23 protein-coding genes, 1 rRNA gene and 1 pseudogene are annotated in these 22978 nt (G+C 71.4%); 11 read left to right on the top strand and 14 right to left on the bottom strand.

Translation table 11 applies throughout. The features are described from left to right. Window positions 1-83 precede the first annotated feature (83 nt). Complete coding sequence (locus ABZ806_RS14765; RefSeq protein ID WP_500217797.1) at window positions 84-578, top strand: cupin domain-containing protein; 495 nt, start codon at window positions 84-86, stop codon at window positions 576-578. A 166-nt stretch (window positions 579-744) separates the two neighbouring features. On the opposite strand, the gene ABZ806_RS14760 is transcribed toward ABZ806_RS14765, so the two are convergent. From ABZ806_RS14760 to ABZ806_RS14745, 4 genes are all read right to left on the bottom strand, one after another. Beyond that, window positions 745-2010 carry a class I SAM-dependent methyltransferase gene (locus ABZ806_RS14760; RefSeq protein ID WP_500217796.1) on the bottom strand — a complete coding sequence of 422 codons (1266 nt, stop codon included), beginning with the start codon at window positions 2008-2010 and terminating at the stop codon, window positions 745-747. 76 nt (window positions 2011-2086) lie between these two features. Beyond that, on the bottom strand, window positions 2087-3454 hold the full coding sequence (locus ABZ806_RS14755; protein WP_500217795.1) for an FAD-binding oxidoreductase: 1368 nt from the start codon (window positions 3452-3454) through the stop codon (window positions 2087-2089). 199 nt (window positions 3455-3653) lie between these two features. Then, window positions 3654-4163, bottom strand: coding sequence for a DUF1707 and DUF4870 domain-containing protein (locus ABZ806_RS14750; protein WP_500217794.1), 510 nt, complete (start codon window positions 4161-4163; stop codon window positions 3654-3656). Window positions 4164-4198: 35 nt separating this feature from the next. Further along, window positions 4199-4834, bottom strand: a complete 636-nt coding sequence (locus ABZ806_RS14745) for a polysaccharide deacetylase family protein (protein WP_500217793.1) — start codon at window positions 4832-4834, stop codon at window positions 4199-4201. A gap of 359 nt (window positions 4835-5193) precedes the next feature. Here ABZ806_RS14745 and ABZ806_RS14740 point away from each other — a divergent pair, with 359 nt between their 5' ends. Next, on the top strand, window positions 5194-5565 hold the full coding sequence (locus ABZ806_RS14740) for a hypothetical protein (protein WP_500217791.1): 372 nt from the start codon (window positions 5194-5196) through the stop codon (window positions 5563-5565). Between the two features lie 112 nt (window positions 5566-5677). Here the strand turns inward: ABZ806_RS14740 and ABZ806_RS14735 are convergent, their stop codons facing one another. After that, complete coding sequence (locus tag ABZ806_RS14735; RefSeq protein WP_500217789.1) at window positions 5678-6655, bottom strand: DUF4192 domain-containing protein; 978 nt, start codon at window positions 6653-6655, stop codon at window positions 5678-5680. Window positions 6656-6845: 190 nt separating this feature from the next. On the opposite strand from ABZ806_RS14735, the gene ABZ806_RS14730 reads away from it, so the two are divergent. After that, complete coding sequence (locus ABZ806_RS14730) at window positions 6846-8921, top strand: ATP-dependent DNA helicase (protein ID WP_500217887.1); 2076 nt, start codon at window positions 6846-6848, stop codon at window positions 8919-8921. A gap of 45 nt (window positions 8922-8966) precedes the next feature. Here the strand turns inward: ABZ806_RS14730 and ABZ806_RS14725 are convergent, their stop codons facing one another. From ABZ806_RS14725 to ABZ806_RS14715, 3 genes are all read right to left on the bottom strand, one after another. Beyond that, complete coding sequence (locus ABZ806_RS14725) at window positions 8967-10178, bottom strand: pyridoxal phosphate-dependent aminotransferase (RefSeq protein WP_500217787.1); 1212 nt, start codon at window positions 10176-10178, stop codon at window positions 8967-8969. Between the two features lie 177 nt (window positions 10179-10355). Beyond that, window positions 10356-12866 (bottom strand): ABC transporter permease, encoded by a 2511-nt coding sequence (locus ABZ806_RS14720; protein WP_500217785.1) that lies wholly within the window; start codon window positions 12864-12866, stop codon window positions 10356-10358. Continuing rightward, a complete protein-coding gene (locus ABZ806_RS14715) occupies window positions 12863-13633 on the bottom strand; it encodes an ABC transporter ATP-binding protein (protein WP_500217783.1) in 771 nt (256 codons plus the stop codon). The genes ABZ806_RS14720 and ABZ806_RS14715 overlap by 4 nt, the downstream gene beginning before the upstream one ends. A 203-nt stretch (window positions 13634-13836) precedes the next feature. Between ABZ806_RS14715 and ABZ806_RS14710 the strand changes: the two genes are divergently transcribed. The 4 genes from ABZ806_RS14710 (at window position 13837) to ABZ806_RS14695 (ending at window position 18130) form a co-directional block, all read left to right on the top strand. Continuing rightward, on the top strand, window positions 13837-14550 hold the full coding sequence (locus tag ABZ806_RS14710) for a TetR/AcrR family transcriptional regulator (protein WP_500217781.1): 714 nt from the start codon (window positions 13837-13839) through the stop codon (window positions 14548-14550). 82 nt (window positions 14551-14632) lie between these two features. Beyond that, entirely contained in the window at window positions 14633-15634 is a 1002-nt protein-coding gene (locus ABZ806_RS14705; protein ID WP_500217779.1) for an AurF N-oxygenase family protein, read from the top strand. Window positions 15635-15636: 2 nt separating this feature from the next. Continuing rightward, window positions 15637-17238 (top strand): flavin-containing monooxygenase, encoded by a 1602-nt coding sequence (locus ABZ806_RS14700; protein WP_500217777.1) that lies wholly within the window; start codon window positions 15637-15639, stop codon window positions 17236-17238. A 73-nt stretch (window positions 17239-17311) separates the two neighbouring features. Next, window positions 17312-18130 carry an SDR family NAD(P)-dependent oxidoreductase gene (locus ABZ806_RS14695; protein WP_500217775.1) on the top strand — a complete coding sequence of 273 codons (819 nt, stop codon included), beginning with the start codon at window positions 17312-17314 and terminating at the stop codon, window positions 18128-18130. Between the two features lie 20 nt (window positions 18131-18150). Here the strand turns inward: ABZ806_RS14695 and ABZ806_RS14690 are convergent, their stop codons facing one another. Next, window positions 18151-19347 (bottom strand): PP2C family protein-serine/threonine phosphatase, encoded by a 1197-nt coding sequence (locus tag ABZ806_RS14690; protein ID WP_500217773.1) that lies wholly within the window; start codon window positions 19345-19347, stop codon window positions 18151-18153. Between the two features lie 145 nt (window positions 19348-19492). On the opposite strand from ABZ806_RS14690, the gene ABZ806_RS14685 reads away from it, so the two are divergent. The 3 genes from ABZ806_RS14685 to ABZ806_RS14675 all read left to right on the top strand — a co-directional run bounded on the left by ABZ806_RS14685 (window position 19493) and on the right by ABZ806_RS14675 (window position 20818). Next, window positions 19493-19990 (top strand): 2-thiouracil desulfurase family protein, encoded by a 498-nt coding sequence (locus ABZ806_RS14685; protein WP_500217771.1) that lies wholly within the window; start codon window positions 19493-19495, stop codon window positions 19988-19990. A gap of 409 nt (window positions 19991-20399) precedes the next feature. Then, window positions 20400-20624 carry a hypothetical protein gene (locus tag ABZ806_RS14680; protein ID WP_500217770.1) on the top strand — a complete coding sequence of 75 codons (225 nt, stop codon included), beginning with the start codon at window positions 20400-20402 and terminating at the stop codon, window positions 20622-20624. After that, window positions 20624-20818 carry a hypothetical protein gene (locus tag ABZ806_RS14675; RefSeq protein WP_500217768.1) on the top strand — a complete coding sequence of 65 codons (195 nt, stop codon included), beginning with the start codon at window positions 20624-20626 and terminating at the stop codon, window positions 20816-20818. The genes ABZ806_RS14680 and ABZ806_RS14675 overlap by 1 nt, the downstream gene beginning before the upstream one ends. A gap of 197 nt (window positions 20819-21015) precedes the next feature. Here ABZ806_RS14675 and ABZ806_RS14670 read toward each other — a convergent pair whose 3' ends face one another. The 4 genes and pseudogenes from ABZ806_RS14670 to ABZ806_RS14655 form a co-directional block, all read right to left on the bottom strand. After that, window positions 21016-21222 (bottom strand): DUF397 domain-containing protein, encoded by a 207-nt coding sequence (locus ABZ806_RS14670; RefSeq protein ID WP_500217766.1) that lies wholly within the window; start codon window positions 21220-21222, stop codon window positions 21016-21018. Window positions 21223-21354: 132 nt separating this feature from the next. Beyond that, window positions 21355-21795 (bottom strand): zinc-binding dehydrogenase, encoded by a 441-nt coding sequence (locus tag ABZ806_RS14665; RefSeq protein WP_500217765.1) that lies wholly within the window; start codon window positions 21793-21795, stop codon window positions 21355-21357. Between the two features lie 42 nt (window positions 21796-21837). Next, a complete protein-coding gene (locus tag ABZ806_RS14660; protein ID WP_500217763.1) occupies window positions 21838-21990 on the bottom strand; it encodes a hypothetical protein in 153 nt (50 codons plus the stop codon). Window positions 21991-22010: 20 nt separating this feature from the next. Then, window positions 22011-22205 (bottom strand): annotated as a pseudogene (locus tag ABZ806_RS14655) (hypothetical protein); the annotation flags it as partial. Between the two features lie 153 nt (window positions 22206-22358). Between ABZ806_RS14655 and ABZ806_RS14650 the strand changes: the two are divergent. Continuing rightward, window positions 22359-22706 (top strand): hypothetical protein, encoded by a 348-nt coding sequence (locus ABZ806_RS14650; RefSeq protein WP_500217761.1) that lies wholly within the window; start codon window positions 22359-22361, stop codon window positions 22704-22706. A 195-nt stretch (window positions 22707-22901) separates the two neighbouring features. Here ABZ806_RS14650 and rrf read toward each other — a convergent pair. Continuing rightward, window positions 22902-22978, bottom strand: a 5S ribosomal RNA gene (gene rrf / locus ABZ806_RS14645); the annotation flags it as partial.

Here is a 22978-nt window from a genome sequence, read left to right as displayed (position 1 = left end):
TGTTGATCTGCGGCGTGTTGTTGTTTACGACACGCTCATAACAACAACACGCCGCAGGTCAACGCACCCAGACTGGAGTGAGCATGTCCTTGATCTCGCAGGGCTTCGACGAGTCCGTGATCGTTCGTTCCGCCGAGGCCGAGGTGGTCGGGCGGGCGCCCACCACCATCCGGCTGCTGGCCGATGCCAGCTCGACGGGCGGGGCGCTGTCCACGCAGCGGGTCACCCTGAACGCCGGCGCGGACGGGGCGAAGCCGCACCGCCACGACGGGTCCGCCGAGCTGTTCTACATGCTGGACGGGACCGCGCAGCTGCTGTCCGGCGAGCAGGTCGTCACCGCCGAGCGCGGCGACCTCGTCGTCGTCCCGCCGGGGCTCGCGCACGCCTTCGCCGCCGCGCCCGGCGAGGACGCCGACATCCTCATCGTCATCACACCGGGCGTCGAACGGTTCGAGTACTTCCGGCACCTGGAGCGCATCGCCTACGGAAAGGTGCCGCCCGAAAGCCTCCTGGACGTCCAGGACCTGTACGACACCTACTTCCTCAACAGCCAGGCATGGGACAACGCCAGAGGCTGAGACCCGCTGCCGGCGGTGAACCGGCGCCGGGGGCGAACCGCCGCCGGGAGGTGAACCGGCGCCGGGAGGTGAACCGGCGCGGGGGGTGAAAGGCGCCGGGATGAAAGGCGACGAGCCGACCGGGGCGTCCGGTCGGCTCGTCTTCGTGGCGGGAGCGGTTCCGCCGTCACGATCCCCAGTCGGGGCGCAGCGGCATGTCGCTCGTGCCGTCGTCGTGCGGCTTGACGCCGAGCGTCTGGTGCAGCTGGATCCAGTTCTGCTTGAAGCCGAGCACGCAGCCCGCCATGTAGACGCGCCACACGCGGGCGGTGCCCTCGCCGACCTCGGCGACGGCCTCGTCCCAGTGCTCGTCGAGGTTCCTGGACCAGGCGGTCAGTGTGCGGGCGTAGTGCTCGCGCAGGTTCTCCTGGTGGCGGATCTCGAAGCCCGCGTCGTTCATCTGGCTCTGGACGTAGCCGGGCCCCTCCAGCTCACCGTCCGGGAACACGTACCGGTTGATGAACCCGTTCTCCTTGCGGGACGGGGCCCTGTTGTCCGGACGGGTGATGGTGTGGTTCAGCATCCGCCCGCCCTTGCGCAGCTTCCCGTGAAGGAACGAGAAGTAGGACGGCAGGTTCGCCTTGCCGATGTGCTCGGTGAGCCCGATGGAGCTGATCGCGTCGAAGCCGGTCTCGGTCACGTCCCGGTAGTCCATGTGCCGGACCTCGGCGAGGTCGGACAGGCCCCGGTCGGCGATCGCCTTCTGCGCCCACTCGGCCTGCTGCTTGGACAGCGTGACGCCGAGCGCCTTGACGCCGTACTCCTTCGCGGCGTGCATCACCATGCCGCCCCAGCCGCAGCCCACGTCCAGCAGCCGCATCCCGGGCTTCAGCGCGATCTTCTTGGCGACCAGGTCGTGCTTGTTGAACTGGGCCTCCTCCAGCGTCGCGCCCTCGTGCGGATAGCACGAGCACGTGTACGCCATGGAGGGCCCGAGCACCCACTCGTAGAAGGTGTTGGACACGTCGTAGTGGTGCGAGATGGCCTTCGCGTCCCGCTTCTTGGAGTGCCGCAGCCACGACGGGATGCGGCTGAACGGCGCCTCCTGCGGGGGCGGGTCCAGCCTGCGGGAAACCGCGCCGCGCAGCAGCGGGTCGCGCAGGACCGAGGCGCTGATCCGCGCCTTGTCCGCCGGTGTGACATCGCTCAGCACCTGCTGCATCGTCGTCAGGGCGTCGATCATGTCGCCGTCGACGTCGACCATGCCGGTCACGTAGGCGCGGGCGAGGCCCAGGGCACCCGGCGAGTGCAGCAGGTACGACACCGCGTACGGCGAACGGACATCGAACCGGATTCCGGCGCCGGGCACTCCCGCCCGCGATCCGTCGTACGCCGTGAACTCCACCGGCGCCTCGGCCCCGGCGAGCCGCTCGAAGACGCTGGCCAGCGTCATCTTGATCCCTCCTGTCTCTCCGCCCGGACCGGCGCTGGCCGGCCCGTTGGGCTCCCCCGATACCGCGGACGCGTCATCAGCGCCCGCGGACGCACTTGTCATAGAGGTCCAGCAGCCGCTCGCCGGCGTCGTACCTGCCCTTGAGCCGCCGGTAGGTCTCCCCGTCGTAGTAGCGCCAGAACTCGTCGCGGCCGTAGAAGGCCGTCGAGTAGAGGGACTTGTGCCCGTCGAGGGCCGCGACCTTCCGCTCGATGAGCCGGTTGTGGTACTCGGGGATCTGGCCGGGCGGGATCCGGACCGTCCCCCAGAAGCCGGCGTTCATGTAGGTGCGGCCCGTCTCCAGCGGGTACAGCGGCCACCGCTCCCTGGCGCGCAGCGGGCACAGCCAGATGGGGCTCATGCCGACCTTGTCGTGGAAGAACTCCAGGAACTCGGGCAGCCGCTCGACGGGCACCTCGATGTCCTGGATGACGTCCTCGCGCGGACGCAGCCCGCGCCACCGCTCCGCGCGCGCGACGATGTGGTAGCGGCGGTCGTAGGCGACCAGCCTGCGGTACACGTCCGAGCGCTTGTACTTGTCGGGCCACAGCCGCCGGACCGTCGGGTTCTGGACGCCGAACGCGCCCGAGCACCAGAACCAGTCGGTGTCCCAGCGCCAGATGTAGTCGCGGATCGTCAGGAAGTCGACCGACCGCTCCTGGATCGACCTGTAGTAGATCTGCCGGCCGGTGTAGTCGGACGTGTACGGCGCCGAGTCGGCGAAGAAGCCGAGCGTGATGTACTGCTCGCCGGCGCTGAAGACCGTCCCGTCCATGAAGTCGACGGACTCGCCCTCGAACGTCCCCGACTCGGTGATCTCGCCCATCGCCTTGGCCAGTTCCACCGCGTCGCCGAACCGCAGGTGGCGGAGCCGGACGTACGGGCGGACCGGCCGCAGCTCGATCTTCAGCCGCAGCGAGTAGCCGAGCGTCCCGTAGGAGTTGGGGAACCCGAAGAACAGGTCGGCGTGCTCGTTGTCGCGGGTCGCCGTGACGATCTCGCCGTCCCCGGTGAGGACCTCCATCTCCAGGACGCCCTCGTGCGGCAGCCCGTCGCGGAACGACGTCGACTCGATGCCGAGCCCCGTCACCGCCCCGCCCAGCGTGATCGTCTTCAGCTGCGGGACGACCGTCGGCATCAGCCCGTGCGGGAGCGTCGCGTCGACGAGGGCCTCGTAGGTCGTCATGCCCTGGACCTGGGCCGTGCGCTCCCCGGCGTCGACGCTCAGCACCCTGTCGAACCCGGACACGTCCAGGCCCGGCGCGTCCGAGGGGTCGCGCCACCGGAACAGGTTCGAGGTCCGCTTCGCCAGCCGCACCGGCGTGCCCGCCGGGATCGCCTCGTAGGAACGTCTGAGGGCGTCCACCGCCCGCTGGTGGTCGCCCTCGACCGCAAGCTCCGTCATCTACCCCTCCCGGACCATAGTTAAATCGATCATCCCATGTACGGTCCACATAATTTGGACGTCGGGGGAGTCACAGGTCGAGAGGGGAATAAACCCACAGCTACGTACATCGGCGTCGTTTCGTCTCCTGGAGGCGACAGCACCGCTACAAGGCGGCCACGTCCAGCTTTCCCCAAAGCCGCACGCCGACAAACCCCGGTCACTTCACCAGACGCAGAATCCACGGGTAGCGGAACGTCTGGCCGGTCAGCGCGAACACCGCGGCGATCGCCGACAGCACCCACGCCGCCGCGTACACGACGCCGCCGAGGCCGAAGGTGACGATCGTGAGCAGCAGCAGCGTCACCTGGAAGTTGACCGCCTCCGCCGCCTGCCGCCGGACGTACTCCGACCGCTTGCCGCTGACCAGCATCAGGACGAGCGGGCCGACGAACAGCGTCGGGACGGCGACCGCGTGCGCCGCGGCGGCGAGCATCCGGTCCTCGCCCGTCTCGCCCGTGGCGAGCTGCGCCCGCCGCACGGGTTCCAGGTCGCGGGTGACGGCCCCGAGCTCGCTGCGCGTCTTGGCCGTGATGGCCAGTTGCACGCGCATGTCGAACTCGTCCTCATCGAGCCGTCCCTCGGCGTACGCGTCCTGGAGCCGCTGGATGACCGGTTCGCGCTCGGCGTCCGAGACCCTCAGATCCCCCACCGCGTGGCTGCTGTCCATACCTCCATGCTGGACGGGCCCGCGCCCCGGGACCATCAGGGAAGACCCTGAGCCGCCCCTGAATCGTCCTGGTGCACCATCGTGCGGCCGGTCTGCCCGTACTCCTTCCCGGGGACGAGCCGCCCGCCGTACAGCTCCGACACGGTCACGAAGGCGTACCCCTTCGCGGCGAGCCGGTCGATGATCTTCGGAACCGCCCGCACCGTCGTCGGGTGGATGTCATGCATCAGCACGACATAGCCGGGCTTCACGGCCTTGAGCACCCGCTTCTCCACGTACCGGGTGTCGCGGTGCTCCCAGTCGAGCGGATCGACCGTCCACAGCACCTGCGCCAGGCCCATCTCCCGCGTGATCTTCGTGAGCCGCTCGGACATCGACCCGTACGGCGGCCGGAGCAGCACCGGCGTGACGCCCGACGCCCGCCGGACCGCGTCCTGCGTCCGCATCAGCTCCTCCATGACCTTCTTCTTGGACGCCCTCCCGAGGTCGGCGTGCGTGTAACTGTGGTCGCCGAGTTCGTGCCCGGCCTCGTGCTCGCGCCGGACGAGCTCCGGGTGCTTCGCCACGTTCTCCCCCACCAGGAAGAACGTCGCCCGCACACGCCGCGCCGCGAGGATGCCCAGCAGCTCCCCGGTGCTCTCCGCCGGCCCGTCGTCGAACGTCAGCGCCACGCACTTCACCCGCGAGCAGTCCGGCGGCGGTGGCGGCGGCGGTTCGGGTTTCGGTTCGGGTTTCGATTCCGGCTTCGGCTTCGCGGAGACCGAACTCGGCGCGGCGGCCGTCACCTCCCCGGAGGCCGGGGCCAACGTGCTCAATCCCCCGAAAACCGCGGCCGTGAGCAGGGCCGCGGCCCCCTTCCGGACGCGGTCAAGCCCGTCCATCAACACCCCCGCTGCTGGTCCCCCAAGCCCGCCAGTCTAGGGCTCGGCCCCTTCCCCGCCGGGGATGCCGCCGCCTGTGTCGGGAACCAGCGCACCCGAGATGTCGTTATCGTCGTACACCGCATCCGCACCAGACGACGGGGTAGGCGATGAGGTTCCGGGACCGATTCGGGATCCGCAAGAACCGCGGGTCCACGGTGACCAGGCTCGACCGCGAGGCGAACGACGGCGACATCGAGGCACTGATCGCCTTCGCGCGATCCCGCCGCGGCGTCGAGTTCTTCGTCGAGCCGGAGACGTTCGCCACCGACACCACCGCCGTCGCCGTCGCCCACGACGGCGAATGGACCCGCCGCCGCGTGGGCTCCCCCAAGGTCATCGGCAAGGTGGCCCGCGACCTCGGCCTGCCCATCTACGACGTCCAGATCGTCGGCTACCCGCCCCGCATGCGCGCCTGGAACGCCCGCAACCCCGACCGCCGCCTGGACCCCGGCACCCCCGGCCAAGCAGTAGCCCCCTGACCCACCCCGACGCCCGCACCGGTGGCCGCTACGCCGTGATGCCGGGGCGGTGCTGCCCGGGGCGTGGCGGCCGCGCGTCGGCGCCTGCCGCGCGGGGCGTCGGGGCGGCGGGTCAGCCGGCTTTTCGGGGGTGGTCGTAGGCGGCGGCCAGGTCGTCGGAGGTCATGCGGAGGCGGAGTTGCGAGGGCGGAATGCCCACGTTGATCACCTCGCGGAGGATGACGGCCATCGAGTAGGCGGGGTCGGCGTCCAGGGCGCGTTCTAGGGCCACGTTGGCGAGGCCGCCGTCGCCCGCGGAGTAGGCGGCGAAGGCCAGAAGGGACGCGGGGGCGGGGGCGCAGGGGGGCGCTACGCGGCGCACTATGTCGCGCCAGAAGGCGATGTCGGCGGCCGGGGCCTCCTCGTCGATGCGGATCCATGCCTCGTCGCGCAGGCGCAGGTCGGTGAGGAGGAAGCCGAGCCGGGCGACCTCGTCGTCGGTGGGTCTGATGCCGGTGTGGACGTGGGCGAGCAGGGTCAGGACGAAGGCGAGGTCCTCCTCGGTGGTACGGCCCCGGGCGAGGTGGCGCCTTTCGGCTCTGGCGGTGGCTTCGCCCACGGCGGTGCGGGCGGGGCCCTCCAGGGGCTGGACGGAGCGGACGAGTTCGGCGCGGTCGGCGAGGGCGACGTGCCCCGCATAGGTCGCCTGGGCGGCGAGGACGCTGCCGGAGATGTCGTACGGGGTGCCCTCGGGCGGGCAGCAGTCGGCACGGCAGGTGAGCGACCACCAGCGGCCGTCGGCGACGCGGATCGCCTCGACCGCGGGAACGCCGGCGGCGGCGAGCGCGTCCCGCGCGGGCCCGGCCGATTCCTCGACCTCGGCCGCCGGGCCGTAGCCGAGGAGCAGGGAGCGGGCGAAGCCGTTGGCGGCGAGGAGCGCGGCCACCCTGTCGGCGGCGCCGGCGGCCGGTAAGTCGAGCCGGATCGCGCATGTGCCGCGGTCGCGGCCCTCGAAGCCGATGACGACGAGGCTGCGGGACGGGTGGAAGCCGAGCAGGTACGGGACGGCCGCGATGGCGTCCTGGGCGGTGCGGATCACGAGAGGTGCCATGACGTCGACGTTCGCAGCCCCGCCGGGCGGCCGGCCGCAGGTCCAGGAACTGTGGATAACTCCGGGAAGGACTCCCGGCTGACGCGGCCTCTTGGCCGAGCCGGGACGCGGGTGTCGGCCGGGGGCGGTAGCGTTGGGCGGCGTGCCCACCCCTGATCTGCTGACCGGCAGCGATACCCAGATTCCGGATATGGCGACCCTCCTCGCCGCGGCCGTGGCGTCCATCGGGGGTGCCGAGCGCCCGGGGCAGGTGGAGATGGCGCTGGCGGTGGAGAAGGCGATCGACGCCGGAGAGCATCTCGCCGCGCAGGCCGGCACGGGGACGGGCAAGTCGCTCGCTTATCTCGTGCCCGCGATCCGGCACGCGGTGGAGAAGCAGACGACGGTCGTGGTGTCGACCGCGACGATCGCGCTGCAGCGGCAGCTCGTCGACCGGGACCTGCCCCGCCTGGCGGAGGCCCTCGGGCCGATGCTCGGGACGGAACTGAAGTTCGCGATCCTGAAGGGCCGCCGGAACTACCTGTGCCTGCACCGCGTGCAGACCGGGGCCCCCGAGGACGAGGACGGGCCGGGTCTCTTCGACACGCAGCAGCTCTCGACGCTGGGACGGCAGGTCAAGCGGCTCAACGAGTGGGCCGAGGAGACCCGGACCGGCGACCGGGACGAGCTGGTGCCGGGGGTCGGCGAGCAGGCGTGGCGGCAGGTGGCCGTGACGGCGAAGGAGTGCCTGGGCGCGCAGCGGTGCCCGCAGGGCACCGAGTGCTTCGCCGAGCTCGCCAGGGCGGAGGCCGGCGAGGCGCACATCGTGGTCACCAACCACGCGCTGCTGGCCATCGACGCCCTGGAGGAGTTCCAGGTCCTTCCCGAGCACGATGTCGTCATCGTGGACGAGGCCCATGAGCTGGTCGACCGGGTGACGTCGGTGGCCACGGGAGACCTGAGCGCGGCCGGCGTGGAGACCACCGCCCGGCGCTGCGGGCGGTTGATCGAAGAGGCCGTCGCGGACCGGTTGAAAGAGGCCGCGGAGGGTCTCGGCATCCTGCTCGAGGATCTGCCCCAGGGGCGCATGGACGTCCTCCCGTCCGCTCTGGGCACCACCCTCGCGGTGGTACGGGACGCCGCGCACGCCTGCATCACGGCGATCGGGCCCGAGAAGAAGGACGCGGATCCCGGTGACATGGCCGCGCGCAAGGCGGCGCGGTCGTCGCTGGAGGAACTGCACGACACGGCCGTGCGGATGCTGGATGCGTTCAAGCCCGAGATGGCGCAGCGCTTCGACGTGGTGTGGGTGGAGAAGCCGTTCGTGCAGGACGGCCGTCCGAAGCGTCCGCCGGCGCTGCACGTGGCGCCGATCGGGGTCGGCGGCCTGCTGCGGGCGACGCTGTTCGAGCAGCGCACCGCGATCCTGACGTCGGCGACGCTGACGCTCGGCGGGTCGTTCGAGCCGCTCGCGCGCCAGTGGGGCCTGCCGCCGCTGGACGAGAAGGGCTCCAGGGACGCCAAGACCGCAGCCGAAGGGCTCGCGCGGACCGCGACGGAGAAGGGCGAGGAGACCGAGGTCGTGTGGTCGGGGCTGGACGTCGGCTCGCCGTTCGACCATCCGAAGGCCGGCATCCTGTACGTCGCGCGGCACCTGCCGCAGCCGGGCCGGGACGGCCTCGCCGACGCCTACCTCACCGAGATCACCGAGCTGATCGAGGCGGCGGGCGGGCGCACGCTGGGCCTGTTCTCCTCGATGCGGGCGGCGCGGCAGGCCGCCGACGAGCTGAAGGACCACCTGACGCATCCGCTGCTGTGCCAGGGCGAGGACTCGACGTCCCTGCTGGTGAGGCAGTTCGCCGAGGACGAGCGGACCTGCCTGTTCGGCACCCTGTCGCTCTGGCAGGGCGTGGACGTGCCCGGCCCGTCGCTGCGGCTCGTCATCATGGACCGCATCCCGTTCCCGCGCCCGGACGACCCGGTGTCGTCGGCGCGGTCGCGGGCGGTCGCGGCGCGCGGCGGCAACGGGTTCATGGCGGTCGCCGCGACGCATGCCGCGCTGCTGCTCGCGCAGGGCGCGGGCCGGCTGCTGCGGTCGATGGACGACCGCGGCGTCGTCGCCGTCCTCGACCCGCGGCTCGCCACGGCCCGCTACGGCGGCTTCCTGAAGAGCTCGCTGCCGCCGTTCTGGGCGACGACCGACCCGGACGTGGTCCGCGGCGCCCTCCGCCGCCTCGACGCCGCGGCCTCCGAACCGGCCTCCGAACCGGTGTCCGAACCGTCCTGACGGCTCGGGCGCCGGCCCGGCCGCGGTCGCGCCGTCGAAGGCGGGTCAGCGGCGGTACGTGTGCAGGAACTCGCCGATGCGGCCGACGGCGTCCTCCAGGTCGTCGGCGTACTGGAGGGTGACGACGCGGAAGTGGTCGGTGGCCGGCCAGTTGAAGCCCGTCCCCTGGACGACGAGGAGCTTCTGCTGTTCGAGCAGGTCGAGGGCGAAGCGCATGTCGTCCTCGATCGGATACATCTCCGGGTCCAGGCGCGGGAAGACGTACAGGGCGCCCTGCGGTTTGACGCAGCTGACGCCCGGCAGGTCGTTCAGCAGCTTCCACGCGCGGTCGCGCTGCTCGCCGAGCCGGCCGGCCGGCAGGACGAGGTCGTCGATGCTCTGGTAGCCGAAGAGCGCGGCCTGGATGGCGTGTTGGCCGGGGACGTTCGGGCAGAGCCGCATGTTGGCGAGGATGTCGAGGCCCTCGATGTAGGACTCGGCGTGCTCCTTCGGCCCGGACAGCACGACCCAGCCCGACCGGAACCCGGCGACCCGGTAGTTCTTCGACAGCCCGCCGAAGGTCAGGCAGAGCAGGTCGGGCGCCAGGGACGCGATGGGCACGTGCTCGGCGTCGTCGTAGAGGATCCGGTCGTAGATCTCGTCGGCGAAGATGAGCAGGTTGCGGCGGCGCGCGACCTCGACGATGCGGGTCAGGGCCTCGCGCGAGTAGACGGCGCCGGTCGGGTTGTTCGGGTTGATGATGACGATGGCGCGGGTCCGGTCGCCGATCTTCGCCTCGATGTCGTCGAGGCTCGGCTGCCAGCCGTCGTCCTCATCGCACAGGTAGTGGACGGGGGTGCCGCCGCAGAGCGAGACCGACGCCGTCCACAGCGGGTAGTCGGGCGTGGGGATGAGGACTTCGTCGCCGTCGTTGAGCAGCGCCTGCAGGGTCATGACGATGAGCTCGGACACGCCGTTGCCGAGGTAGACGTCCTCGACGTCGATGCCGGACACGCCGTTGGCCTCGAAGCGCTGCACGATGGCGCGGCGCGCGGCGAGGATGCCCTTGGAGTCGCTGTAGCCGTGCGCCTCCGGCAGGTTGCGGATCATGTCCTGGAGCAGTTCGGGCGGCGCCTCGAACCCGAACGGCGCCGGGTTGCCGATGTGCAGCTTGAGGATCTTGCTGCCCTCGGCCTCCAGCTGCTTGGCGCGCTTCAGCACCGGCCCGCGGATGTCGTAACAGACGTTGGTCAGCTTGCCCGACTGGTTGACCTGCATGGATTCACCATAACCGCGGACCGCCCGCGACACGCGCGCCACCCCGCCGCCGCGCCGCACCCGTGACCGGAGCCGGACGCCGCGAGAACCGAACGCCCTGGCCGGAAGGCGCGCGCCCGCCGGACGCCCCGTCCCCCGGCCGCTGAGGGGCCGGGGGAACGGCGGCGGGCGGAGGCGTCACGGTGCGGCGATCGCGGAGAGGATCGCCAGCCGCGCGGCGCGCCGGGCCGGGCGGATCGCCGCGAGGGCCCCGGCGATCGCGCCGACGACCGCGATGACCGCCATGGTGGCGGCGGACGGCGCGAACGGGTTGCCGAGGGCCGTGCCGAGCCCCCACCCGAGGAACAGGCCGAGGCCGAGCCCTCCGCCGGTGCCGAACAGCGCCACGATCACCGATTCCCACCGGACCATGGATCTGATCTGCGGGCGGGTCGCGCCGACCGCGCGGAGCAGCCCGAGCTCGCGGGTCCGCTCGTGGACGGCGAGCGACAGCGTGTTCGTGATGCCGAGCAGGGCGACGACGATGGCGAGGACGAGCATCCCGTAGACGACCGTGATGAAGCCGGCCATCTCCTCGGTCTGCGCGGCGACGAACGCGTCCCGCGACTGGACCTCGGGGGCGCCGTAGGGCTTGGCGAGCGCCGTCAGGGCCTCCCGGGCGGACGCGGCCGACGCGCCGGGGTTCAGTCCGACGAAGGCACGCGTGTCCAGGGCCTGCTCGGTGTGCACGTCCCATACGGCGCGCGGGACGAGGTAGTCACCGGTCAGGTCGGTGTTCTTGTAGACGGCCCCTACGGTGAGCCGCTGCGAGGCGCCGTCCGCGAACGTCACGGCTACCGGGGTGCCCACGTGCCAGTCGTTGTCGTCTGCGGCCTTGGCGGAGACGGCGAACGTACCGGCGCCGGCCAGGCCGCCTTCCCTGACGTCCAGGTCGAGGACGCGCCCCAGGCTGGACGGGTCGGCCACGCTCACGGTGGACGGCGAGCCGGCCACGCGCATGCTGCCCGTGCCGAGCCCCGCGACCTCGCTGACCTGCGGCAGTTTCGCCGCGTCCCGGACGAGCGCGGTACTGAACCCGCCGGTCTCGTTGTTCCCGGCGTTCACGACGATCGGGCCCTTGAACGATCCGGCGACGCCGTCCTCCAGGGACGCGCGCAGCGACCCGATGAACACCGTCATGAGCGTGACGACGCCGACGCCGATCATCAGCGCGGTCGCGGCGCCCGCGGTGCGGGCCGGGCTGCGGGAGGCGTTGTCGCGGGCGAGCGCGCCCGGCACGCCGCGCAGCCGCGCCGCGGGCCCGCCGAGGAGCGCCGCGACCGGGCGGGCGGCGACCGGCCCCAGCACGACCATCGCGGCGACGGTGACCAGCGCGCCCGCGGCCGCCATCGCCATCTGCCCGGTGACCGCGCCGAACACGACGGTCCCGACGGCGACCGCCGCGAACACGGCGCCGACGATGATCCGGGTCTCCGACGGGCGGGACGCCTCGGCCGCGACCTCCCGCAGCGCGGCGAGCGGCGGCACCCGCGACGCCTTCAGCGCGGGGCCGAGCGCCGCGACCAGGGTGACCAGCAGCCCGACCGGCACCGCGATGAGGATCGAGGTGCCGGCGACCGTGAGCCCTTCCATCGCGATCCCGATCCTGAACCGCATGAACAGCTCCCGGAGGAGGGCCGCGAAGCCGAGCCCGCCGGCGAGCCCGGCGAGGGTGGCGGCGCCGCCGACGGCGAGGGCCTCGAACCCGACGATCGCGACGACCTGCCGGCGGCCGGCGCCGAGGGCGCGCAGCAGCGCCGACTCGCGGGTCCGCTGCGCCATCGTGATCGCGAACGTGTTGTGGATGGAGAACGCGGCGACGAGCAGCGCGACCCCGCCGAACGCGGCGAGCACGATCCGGAACACGCGCAGGAACCCGCTCTCGACGAGGCTCATGCCCTCCTCGACCTGCGCCTCGTTCGTGACGGCCTCCACCCCGGCGGGCAGGACCGGCGCGATCCGCGACGCCAGTTCCGCCTGGCTGACGCCGTCCTGCGCCCGGACGGCGGCGCCGCCGATGCGGCCGGTGCCCTTGGCGACGTACTCGCGGGCCCCGGCGAGGGAGAACGCGGTGAACGACGTCTCGCCGAACGCGTCCTCGTCGCCGAACTTGCTGATCCCGACGACGGTCACCGGGATCTTCTGCGGCGTGAGCACCGCCGTCCGGTCCCCGACCTTCAGGTCCCCCTCGACGGCGAACATCTTGTTGATGACGACCTCGTTCGGTGCGCGCGGCGCCCGCCCCGACACGAGGTGGTACGGGTTGAGCTCTGGATCGGTCAGCCAGTTGCCGGCGATCCGCGGGCCGCGCGACTGGATCGTGGTGCCGTCCTTGGCGAGCAGCTGCCCCGATCCCTGGATGGTGGGTTCGGCACCGGCGACACCGTCCACCTGACGCACCCGTTCCAGGACGGACCCGTCGATCTGCCCGCGCGAGCCCCACGGCGCATCGCTGACCTTGGTCGCGTTCCGCACGGTCACGTCCGTGTTGCCGTACGCCTTGGAGAAGTACCCGTCGATGCTCGCCGCGAGCGTGTCGCCCAGGACGAGCGTTCCGGTCAGGAACGTCACGCCCAGGAAGACGGCCACCAGGGAGCCGGCCATGCGGCGCTTGCGTCCCCACAGTTCCTTGAAGACGAGCCCGATCATGAGTGGTCTCCCAGCCCTCGCATGCGGTCCAGCACCCGGTCGGGCGTGGGGGCGTCCATGACGTCGACGACCCTGCCGTCGGCGAGGAACACGACCGCGTCGGCGTGCCCCGCGGCGACCGGGTCGTGGGTGACCATCGCGACGGTCTGGCCGAGGTCGTCGACGGCGTTGCGGAGCAGCGCCAGGACCTCGGCGCCGGTGCGGGAGTCGAGGTTGCCGGTCGGCTCGTCCGCGAACACGATCTGCGGGCGGGTGACCAGCGCGCGGGCGAGCGCCACCCGCTGCTGCTGCCCGCCGGACATCTCCGCCGGCCGGTGCGACAGCCGGTCCCCCAGCCGCAGGACGCGGACGACGGTGTCCAGCCACTCCCCGTCCGGCCTCGTCCCCGCGAGCGTGAGGGGCAGGAGGATGTTGTCGCGCGCCGTCAGCGTCGGGATCAGGTTGAACGCCTGGAACACGAACCCGATGCGCTCGCGCCGGAGCCGGGTGAGCCGCCGGTCCGACAGCGCGCCGAGTTCCTCGCCGCCGACGTAGACCTTGCCGGACGTGGCGTCCTCCAGCCCCGCCACGCAGTGCATGAGCGTGGACTTCCCGGCGCCGGACGGGCCCATGATCGCGGTGAACCGGCCGCCCGGGAACTCCGCGGTCACGTCGTCGAGCGCGCGCACCGCCGTGTCCCCCGACCCGTACACCTTGCCGAGGCGGACGGTGCGCGCACCGCCGCCGACCTCATTGACCGCTCGTCTTGCCTCTGCTGCGTTTCCCATGTCCGGGATCGTGGCCGCGCGCCATGCCGCCCGTCGTCGGGCCAGGAGAGGCACCCCGCCTGCTCCCCCGGACGCACCGCGCGCCGCCCGGCTACGTCCGCCGCGGTACGCACGAAGATCAATAAGACGCGATGTCCAATTGTGATGCGGGCAACATACATGCAGGCTTGCTTGCTTGTTTGTTCGCTCGTACCGTCTCAGCCATGGCAGTCAGCAGCCGCAGGCGTCACCGGCACGGCTCGTCCGGCCGGCGCACGCAGCAGGAACGCCGGTCGCGCACGCAGGCCAGACTCCTGGAGGCGACCATGGAGTGCCTGGTCGACCTCGGCTGGTCCGGGACGTCCACCACGGAGGTGGCCCGCCGCGCCGGCGTCTCGCGCGGCGCGCAGCAGCACCACTACCCGACGAAGATGGTGCTCGTCGCGGCGGCGCTGGAGCATCTGCTCGAGGCGCAGCGGCTGGCGTACGAGACGGCGTTCGCCGTACTGCCGCCGGAGCACCGCAACGTCTCGGGCGCCCTCGACCTGCTGTGGGAGGTGTTCCGCGGCCGTCCGGCCAAGGCCCTCATGGAGCTGGCCGTGGCCGCCCGCACCGACGACGAGCTGCGGCCGCTGTGCATCGACCTGAACGAGCGGATCCTCCAGGTGATCCTGGAGACGTTCGAGCGGCTGTTCCCGCAGAACACGCTCGCCCCCGGCTTCGCCCCGACGATGCTGCGCGCCCTGTTCGCGATGTTCGTCGGGCTCTCCATACAGAACGCCCTGGACGACGACGCCGAAGGCCACCAGGCCGCGGTGCTGCGCCAGGTCAAGGACGTCGCGCTGCTGATCGTCCCCCAGCGGGGGACGCCGCCGGGCACCCCCATGCCCGACACCCCGGCGCAGGCCGGCACGCCCGCGCCCACAACCGAACAGTGACCCACCCCCGACACCTCCGGTAACACCGCCGGCCCGGCGTCCCGCCCGAGGCCGGCCGCAGCCCCCCGAGGGAGCGCCCCACATGCCGAAAGCCCCCACCGACCTCGCCAGCGAACTCCGCGAGCAGGTCAAGGACAAGAAGTCGTACCTCGGTGTCATCGACCGCCTGAACAAGGCGTCGGTGGACAAGCACTGGGAGGCCTACGCCGACATCCCCTGGGACGACCCCGAGTTCACGGTCGACAAGACCGACCCGCGCTGGGTCCTGCCGGAGTTCGACCGGCTCGGCGAGACGGCCTGGTACCGGGCGCAGCCGCCGGAGATCCAGGCGCAGATCGGGCTGTGGCGCGTCGCCACCGCGATGAAGATCGGCCTGCAGTTCGAGAACCTGCTGAAGCGCGGACTGCTCAACTACGCCTACCGGCTGCCGAACGGGCGGCCCGAATTCCGGTACGTCTACCACGAGACGACCGAGGAATGTCACCACGGGATGATGTTCCAGGAGTTCGTGAACCGGACGAAGATGCCGATCCGCGGCATGCCGCGGGCGCTCAGCCTCATAGCCCAGGCCGCGCCGTGGATCCCGCTGGTCAGCACCGAGATGTTCTTCGTGTTCGTGCTCGGCGGCGAGGACCCGATCGACTACGTGCAGCGCAAGTCGCTCAAGGGCGGGCACATCAAGCACCCGCTCGAAGAGACCATCATGAAGATCCACATCGCGGAGGAGGCCCGGCACATCTCGTTCGCCCGGCACTACCTCAAGCACCGGGTGCCGAACATGACCCCGGCGCGCCGCCGCATCCTCGGCGTCGCGACCCCGGTCGTGCTCGGCGTGATGGCGCGGATCATGCTGTCCCCGCCCGGGCCGATGGTGCGGCACTTCAACATCCCGAAGGACGTCGTCCGCGCCGCCTACCGGAACCCGGCGTCGCAGGCGGAGATCTCCAACTCGGTCGGCAAGATCCGCGACCTGATGGCCGAGCTCGGTGTGATCGGCCCGGTGAACAGGCGGGTCTGGAAGGCGTTCGGCATCTGGGACGAGCCGGGCACGCGCCGCCCCCTCGACGCCGCCAAGGCCACCTGAGCATGGCCGACGTTCAGGCGGGCCCCGCCGTGGTGAGCAACGCCGTGGTGACGCCGGCGGCGGGACCGGGCGGCCCGTACAAGGTCGTCATCATCGGCACCGGTTTCTCCGGCCTCGGCATGGCGATCGGGCTGAAGAAGGCCGGCGTGCACGACTTCGTCATCCTGGAGAAGGCGGACGAGGTCGGCGGCACATGGCGGGAGAACACCTACCCGGGCTGCGCGTGCGACATCATGTCGCTGCTGTACTCGTACTCGTTCGAGCCCAAGGCCGACTGGTCGCGGATGTTCCCCAGGCAGGCGGAACTCCTGCAGTACATCAAGGACATCGTCGGCAAGTACGAGCTGGGGCAGCACATCCGGTTCAACGCCGAGGCGACCGGGACGGAGTACGACGACGCCACCGACACCTGGCGGGTGACCGTCAACGGCGGCGAGGTCGTCCGGGGGCGGGCGCTGGTCGCCGGGATGGGGCCGCTGCACCGTCCGAGCATCCCGGACCTGCCCGGCCTCGCCGCCTTCGAGGGGAGGACGTTCCACTCGGCCGAGTGGGACCACTCCTACGACCTGGCCGGCAAGCGGGTGGCGGTGGTCGGGACGGGCGCGTCCGCGATCCAGTTCGTCCCGCAGATCGCGAAGCGGGCCGGGCACCTGACGGTGTTCCAGCGGACCCCGCCGTGGATCATCCCGAAGCCCGACCGCCGCGTCACCGGGCTGGAGCGGACGCTGTTCCGGCGCGTCCCGCTCGTGCAGCGCGGGTACCGCAACGGCATCTACCTGATGCAGGAGAGCTTCGTCCTCGGATTCAAGAACCCGAAGCTGCTGAAGGCGGCCAGTTCGCTCGCGCGGCTGCACCTCGCCCGGCAGGTCCCCGACCCGGACCTGCGCCGCAAGCTGACGCCCGACTACACGATGGGCTGCAAGCGGACGCTCGTGTCCAGCGACTACTACCCGGCGCTGATGCGGCCCGACGTCGAGTTGACGACGGAGGGCATCGCGGAGGTCCGCGAGCACTCGATCGTCACCCGGGACGGTCGCGAGCACGAGGTCGACGCGATCATCTTCGGCACCGGGTTCCACGTCACCGACGCGTTCGACGGCGCGCACATCGTCGGACGGAACGGGCTGAAGATCCAGGACGCGTGGAAGGACGGCATCGAGGCGCACCTCGGCGTCGCGGTCGCGGGCTTCCCGAACCTGTTCCTGCTGCTCGGCCCGAACTCCGGGCTCGGCCACAATTCGATGATCTTCATGATCGAGGCGCAGGTCCGCTACGTCCTGCAGTGCCTGGCGATGCTGGACGCGGCGGGCGGCGCGCGGATCTCGGTGAAGCCGTCCGTCCAGGACCGCTTCAACCGGTGGGTGCAGCGCAGATCCGAGGGCGCCGTCTGGGTCGCCGGGGGCTGCGACAGCTGGTACCTGGACCGCGACGGCGTGAACCGGGCGGCGTGGCCGGCGTCGACGCTGAACTACTGGCTGCGCACCCGCCGGCTGAACCCCGCCGACTTCCAGGTCGAACGGCGGGACGACGAGCACGGTTTCATCGGCGCCCGACTATCGGCGGGGTCGGCGCACCCCTTAGAATCCCCCGTAATTGAACAATGAATCCAATTAGCCACCGCGGGCCGGGCCACTCCCCCACGGGCCCGGACCCGCGGTTCATCGAGCGGAGCGCGCAATGAGCATCGCGATCGTGACCGGAGGCGCATCCGGCATCGGCCGTGCGATCGCCACGTCCCTGGTGGCGCGCGGCGACACCGTCGTGGTCACCGACATCAACGCCGACGGCGCCGCCAAGGTCGCCGAGAAGCTGAACACCCTCGGCAGGGGCAAGGCGGCCTCCGCCGCGCTCGACGTCACCGACGCCGGCGCCGTCGCCGACCTCTACCAGGGCGTGAAGGCCGACCACGGACGGCTCGACATCGTGTTCAACAACGCCGGCATCGCGATCGGCGGCCTGGCCGAGGAACTCACCCTCGACCACTGGAACCGCGCCATCGACATCAACCTCAAGGGCGTCGTCCACGGCGTCCACGCCGCCTACCCGATCATGCTGGAGCAGCGCGCCGGCCACATCGTCAACACCGCGTCGCTGGCCGGGCTCGTCCCGATGCCGATCGGCATCCCCTACACCGCCACCAAGCACGCCGTCGTCGGCCTGTCCCTCGGGCTGCGCGCGGAGGCCGCCGGACGCGGTGTCAAGGTCAGCGTCGTCTGCCCGTCCTTCGTCGACACCCCGCTCCTGCACAACGTCAACCCGGACCTGCCCGAGACGCCGATGAGCGGCGACGCGACCGGCGACATCGCCAAGGCGTCCCCGCGCCTCTACACGGCGGAGAAGCTGGCCCGCGACATCATGCGCGGCGTCGCGAAGAACCAGGCGCTCATCGTCGCCCCCGCGCACGGCCGGCTCGCCTGGCGCGGCGTCCGCCTCAACCCGGGCGCCGCCGTCCGCGTCGCGCAGATCGCCGTGGACCGGATCCGCGCCGGGAAGTGACCGCGGAGGCGTGCGCCCGGTCAGGCGGGGGCGCGGCGGACGATCAGCAGCGCGACGTCGTCCTCGGCCTGCCACCGGCCGATGAGCGCGCTCATCACCGTCGCGCCGACCGTCTCCGGCGGGCCCGCCGACACCGCCGCGCACAGCCGGTCGATGCCGGTGTTCAGCGAGTTGTCCCGCCGCTCGATCAGCCCGTCGGTGTAGAAGCACAGCAGGCCGCCCGGCGGGAGGTCGATGGTCACCGTCCGGCGGGGGATCTCGTCGCCCATGCCGATCAGGACGTCGGGCTTGGCGTCGACGGTGCACGCGGGCCGCCCGGGCACGGCGATCACCGGCGGGAGGTGGCCGGCCGACGACATCCGGACCCGCGCCATCCCCGGCTCGAAGATCGCGTACAGCACGGTCGCGGTCGCGTCGGGCTCGAAATGCTGCATCTTCCGGTCGAGCCTGCGCAGGGCCTCCGCCGGATCGTCGGTCTCCAGCGCGTAGGCCCGCAGCGCGCTGCGCATCCGCCCCATCACCACGGCGGCCGCGAACCCGTGCCCGGCGACGTCCCCCATGACGATGCCGATCTCCCCGGACGGGAGCGTGAACACGTCGTACCAGTCCCCGCCGACGTCGGCCTTGCCGGGACGGTAGCGCGCGGACAGTTCGGCGCCGGGGATGTCCGGCAGCGCGGACGGCACCAGGCTGCGCTGCAGTTCCAGCGCCCCGGAGCGCTCCGCCCGGTTCTGCAACCCCTGCACGGCCATCGCGGCGCGCGAGGCCGCGAGCTGGAGGAACTCGGTGTCGTCCGCGGTGAACCGGCGGGCGGTCAGCGTCCCGACGTGCAGCACGCCGACGAGCCGCCCGCCGCCGATGAGCGGCACGCCGAGCAGGGAGCGCAGCCCCCGCTGGACGAGCAGCGGGTTGAACACCCCCGCGGTCGGCACGTCCGCGATGTACACGGGCTGCCGCTCGGCCGCGACACGACCGGCGAACCCCTGCCCCACCGGGACGTGGGCGGCCTGGCTTACCTCCTCCTCGATGCCCTTCGCGGCCGCCGCAACGAGGAACCGCCGCTGCCGGTCGAGGAGCAGCACCACGGCGGTGTCCACGTCCAGGATCTGGCGCACGCGTTCGAGCAGCGTGTCGAGGAATTCGTCCACGCCCATATGGGCGAACGCCTCGTCGGTGATCGCCCGGATGTTCGCGAGCTTGCGATCCGCGCCCGTCATGGCATCCGCCGTGTTCTTCTACCTGCCGCCTATATATGGCATATCAACTGATCTGCCACTGTTACCCCGCGCCCGGACGCCGACCCCGACGGTGACGCAGATCACACGTCATGATCCGCCGGGGCGTCGGCATAGGCTGGACGGCGTGGAACGCATTCTGGTCAGCTCCTGCCTGGCGGGGCGGCCCGTCCGCTACGACGGCGCAGCCAAGCCGGTGGAAGCCGACCTCTTCGAGCGCTGGCGCACTGAAGGACGCCTCGTACCATTTTGCCCTGAACTATCGGGTGGGCTCACCGTGCCGCGCCCACCCGCCGAGATCGTCGGCGGCGACGGAGGCGACGTCCTCGACGGCACGGCCCGCGTCCTCACCGGCACCGGCGAGGACGTGACCGGTGAGTTCCTGCGCGGCGCCCGCCTCGCCCTCGAAGCGGCCCGCCGCTCCGGCGCCCGCACGGCCCTCCTCAAGGAGGGCAGCCCGTCCTGCGGCACCCACCGCGTCTACGACGGCACCTTCACGGGAACCCCCGCCCCCGGCACCGGCGTGACGACGGCCCTCCTGGAACGCGCCGGGATCAAGGTCTTCCCCGAAACCGACCTGCTCCCCGTCCAAGCCCACCTGGCCGCCCTGGAACGAACCCCCTGAGCGACCCCGCCCGCAGCCCGAACGCCCGGCGCGGCCCCGACCCGACCGGCGCTGCGACAGGGCTTCGACGCGGGGTGGACGGCGCGTCCATATGGGCGCGGCACGGTCGGCGGCATGACGCTGCTTCAGCCAGCCGGAGTCGCCGGGACGACGGACCGCAGGGCGCATCTGCCCGCGCTGGCGCCCATACTCACCGTGGCGCCAATGCTGACCGTGGTGGTCTGGTCGGCGTGACCGCCGGACACGGTGCGGACGCCCCTCGCCGACGGCCCGTGGGTGCAGGTGAACCTGGTCAACTGGCACCTGGTCACCGAAGCGGCCGGCTACTGGGACCGGTTCGGGCCGGGCCGCGTCTTCGAGCACCTGTGGAGCATCGCGGTCCAGGAGCAGTTTCTACCTCGCGTGGCCGGTGCTCCTGCTCATCGCACGGTTCGGTCGGCGGGTCGACCACCGGGTCCTGGCGGTCGCGACCCTGATCTCCGTCGCCTCGTCGGTGCTGATGGCCGCGCCGGTCAGCCCCGCAGACCCGGCGCGGGTCTACACGAGCACCGACACGCGGGCCTGCTCGCTGCTGCTCGGCGCCATGGTCGCCACTCGGCCGGTACGCGGCATGCTCGCCCGCGTCTCCGCCTGATGGGTGGCAGCCGCGCTCGTGCCGCCGGCGGCATCGGCGCGATGTGGCTGCTCGCGGACGGGGCAGATCCGCCGTGGCTGTTCAGCGGCGGGCTCTTCCTCCACTCGCTGGCGTCCGCGCTACTGATCAGGATGTGCACACAGGCGCCGCAGGCATCCGCTGCCAAGGTCCTCGCCTGGCGGCCGCTGCCGTGACTGGGCCTCGCCTCCTACAGCCCGCACCTGTGGCACTGGCCCATCATCGTGCGGCTCTCCCCACAGCGGACGGGCCTCGCGGTGCTCATGGCCGCCCTCGCCATGCTGTGCTCCGCACCGCCCGCCACCGCAGGCCGCGCCCGCCCGCCGATGCCGAACACCGGCGGACGAGCGCGGCGATGGGCCCGACCGCCCGGTCAGCTCAGATCGTGCTCTCCCGCTCTGACGGCATCGATGAACGTCCTCCAATACCCCGGATCGATGACGAGCGCGGGTTCCGCCGGTGCCTTACTGTCCCGGATGCCGATGCCGGCCTCCAGACCGGCGACTTCTACGCAGTTGCTTGATCCGTTACTCCTGGAACTTTTGCGCCACGCGATCCGGTCGCGAGCGGGACGGTCCATCCGAATCCTCCCTGGGTTCGCGAAGCACTTACCCTCGACACGAAACTCATTCGGGAATCCCTTTTTCGGTCGCGCGAAACCCGACTACCGGAATGCCCGTAGCCGTCCGCGGCCCCAAGCCGCTGCCCGGACTCAGCCAGCCGACGTTCCAGCGGAACCGACCCTGACGAGTTGCTTGCCGATGTTCGCCCCATCGAAAAGCCGCTGCAGCGCCGCGGGGGCGTTGTGGAGCCTCTCGATCACGTCCGCCGCCCAGCGCAGTTCGCCCGCCGACACCCAGCCGACGAGACGGGAAAGCACCTCGGGGAAATGGGGCTGGTGATCGAAGAAGATGAAACCCTCCATGCGCGCCCGCCGGAATGCCAGCTGCATATAGTTGGCCGGACCTGCGCCGTACCCCGCGACCGTGTAGCCGGACGAGATCGATCCACACAGTGCGACCCGCGCATAGTGGGCGAGGCGGTCGAGCGCGTTCTCCAGCAGGACACCGCCCACATTGTCGAAAACGCCGGTGAGACCATCCGGGGCGAAGTCGCGCAGCGCCTCCGGGACGCCGCCCGCGCGGTAGTCCACGCACGCGTCGAACCGCGCGACGTCCTCGACCCAGGCGGCCTTCTAGGGCGAGCCGGCGGTGCCGATGACCTGGGCGCCGCACAGCCGTACGATCTGCCCGGCCAGCGAGCCGACGCCGCCGGCCGCACCGGCGACCAGCACCGTCTCCCCCTCCGCGACCGGGTTGACGCCGAACTGGCCGCCGTCCCGCGCCACGACATACTCCTGCCACCCCAGGTCGCCGTAAACCCACTGCCCTCCGGCAGCGCACCGTTCCGGGAGGACACAACGGAGCCGACCCCGCTGCCGCGCATCACCTCACCGATACCGACCGGGGGCGTGTAGGTGGCATCGGGGTTGAGCCGCGTGCGTTGCGTCGCGACGAACGTGTGGGATGTGATGCCGCCAGCAGGGCGTTCACGGAGCAGCATCTGCCGGAAGGTCCGGACGGACATGAAGAAGGGGCCTCTCAGCGCACGGAGCGTGTCGCTCCGACGAGGTCGCGGTCAGTTCGCCGATGACGGACTCCACTGACGGACTCCACGCTGGCGCCGTGCGCCACCCGCAGCCCTTCGACATCAAGAGTGCGCCGGATCATCGACGCCATCATGACGGGATCGAAGCCGCGCACTTCACCGCTGGCGCTGCCCTTCCTCGAACAGCGCCCAAACGTCGGACAGGGACACCGCCACACGTTCGTCATAGGCGTCTGCGGCGGTCGTCGCGCGGTGAGCGACGACAGCGACCAGAGCACGGGTCTCAAGTGGCCGCCTGGCGCAGTAGAGAAGGAAGCCGCGGACATAGGACGCAAACCGGTCCAGCACACTGCCAGGACCACGCAGGACGGCGGCGAGTTCCGGTCCAAGAGTCCCCACCACGCGAGCGACGACGGCGTCCACGATCTCGTCGCAGCTCTCGAAGTTGCCGCATAGACGTCCCCACCGAACCGCGAGACGTTCGCTCGATCAGCCGGCCATCCGACGATCGGCCGCCGGAAGCCACCAACCCGGATACGGCCCAGCGACCGGTGCCACCTGTCAGCCGGCGCGGAGGGCCTGGAGGCATATATCGTCCGGTGAAATGAAGAAGGGCCCCGCCGTGTCGGCGGGGCCCTTCCTGCAATATATGTCCGGCGGCGTCCTACTCTCCCACACGGTCTCCCATGCAGTACCATCGGCGCTGAAGGGCTTAACTTCCGGGTTCG

It is taken from the genome of Spirillospora sp. NPDC047418 (assembly GCF_040643275.1).
In the GTDB taxonomy this organism is placed as follows: Bacteria; Actinomycetota; Actinomycetes; order Streptosporangiales; family Streptosporangiaceae; genus Spirillospora.
This window is presented reverse-complemented; position numbering and strand designations above follow the sequence as displayed.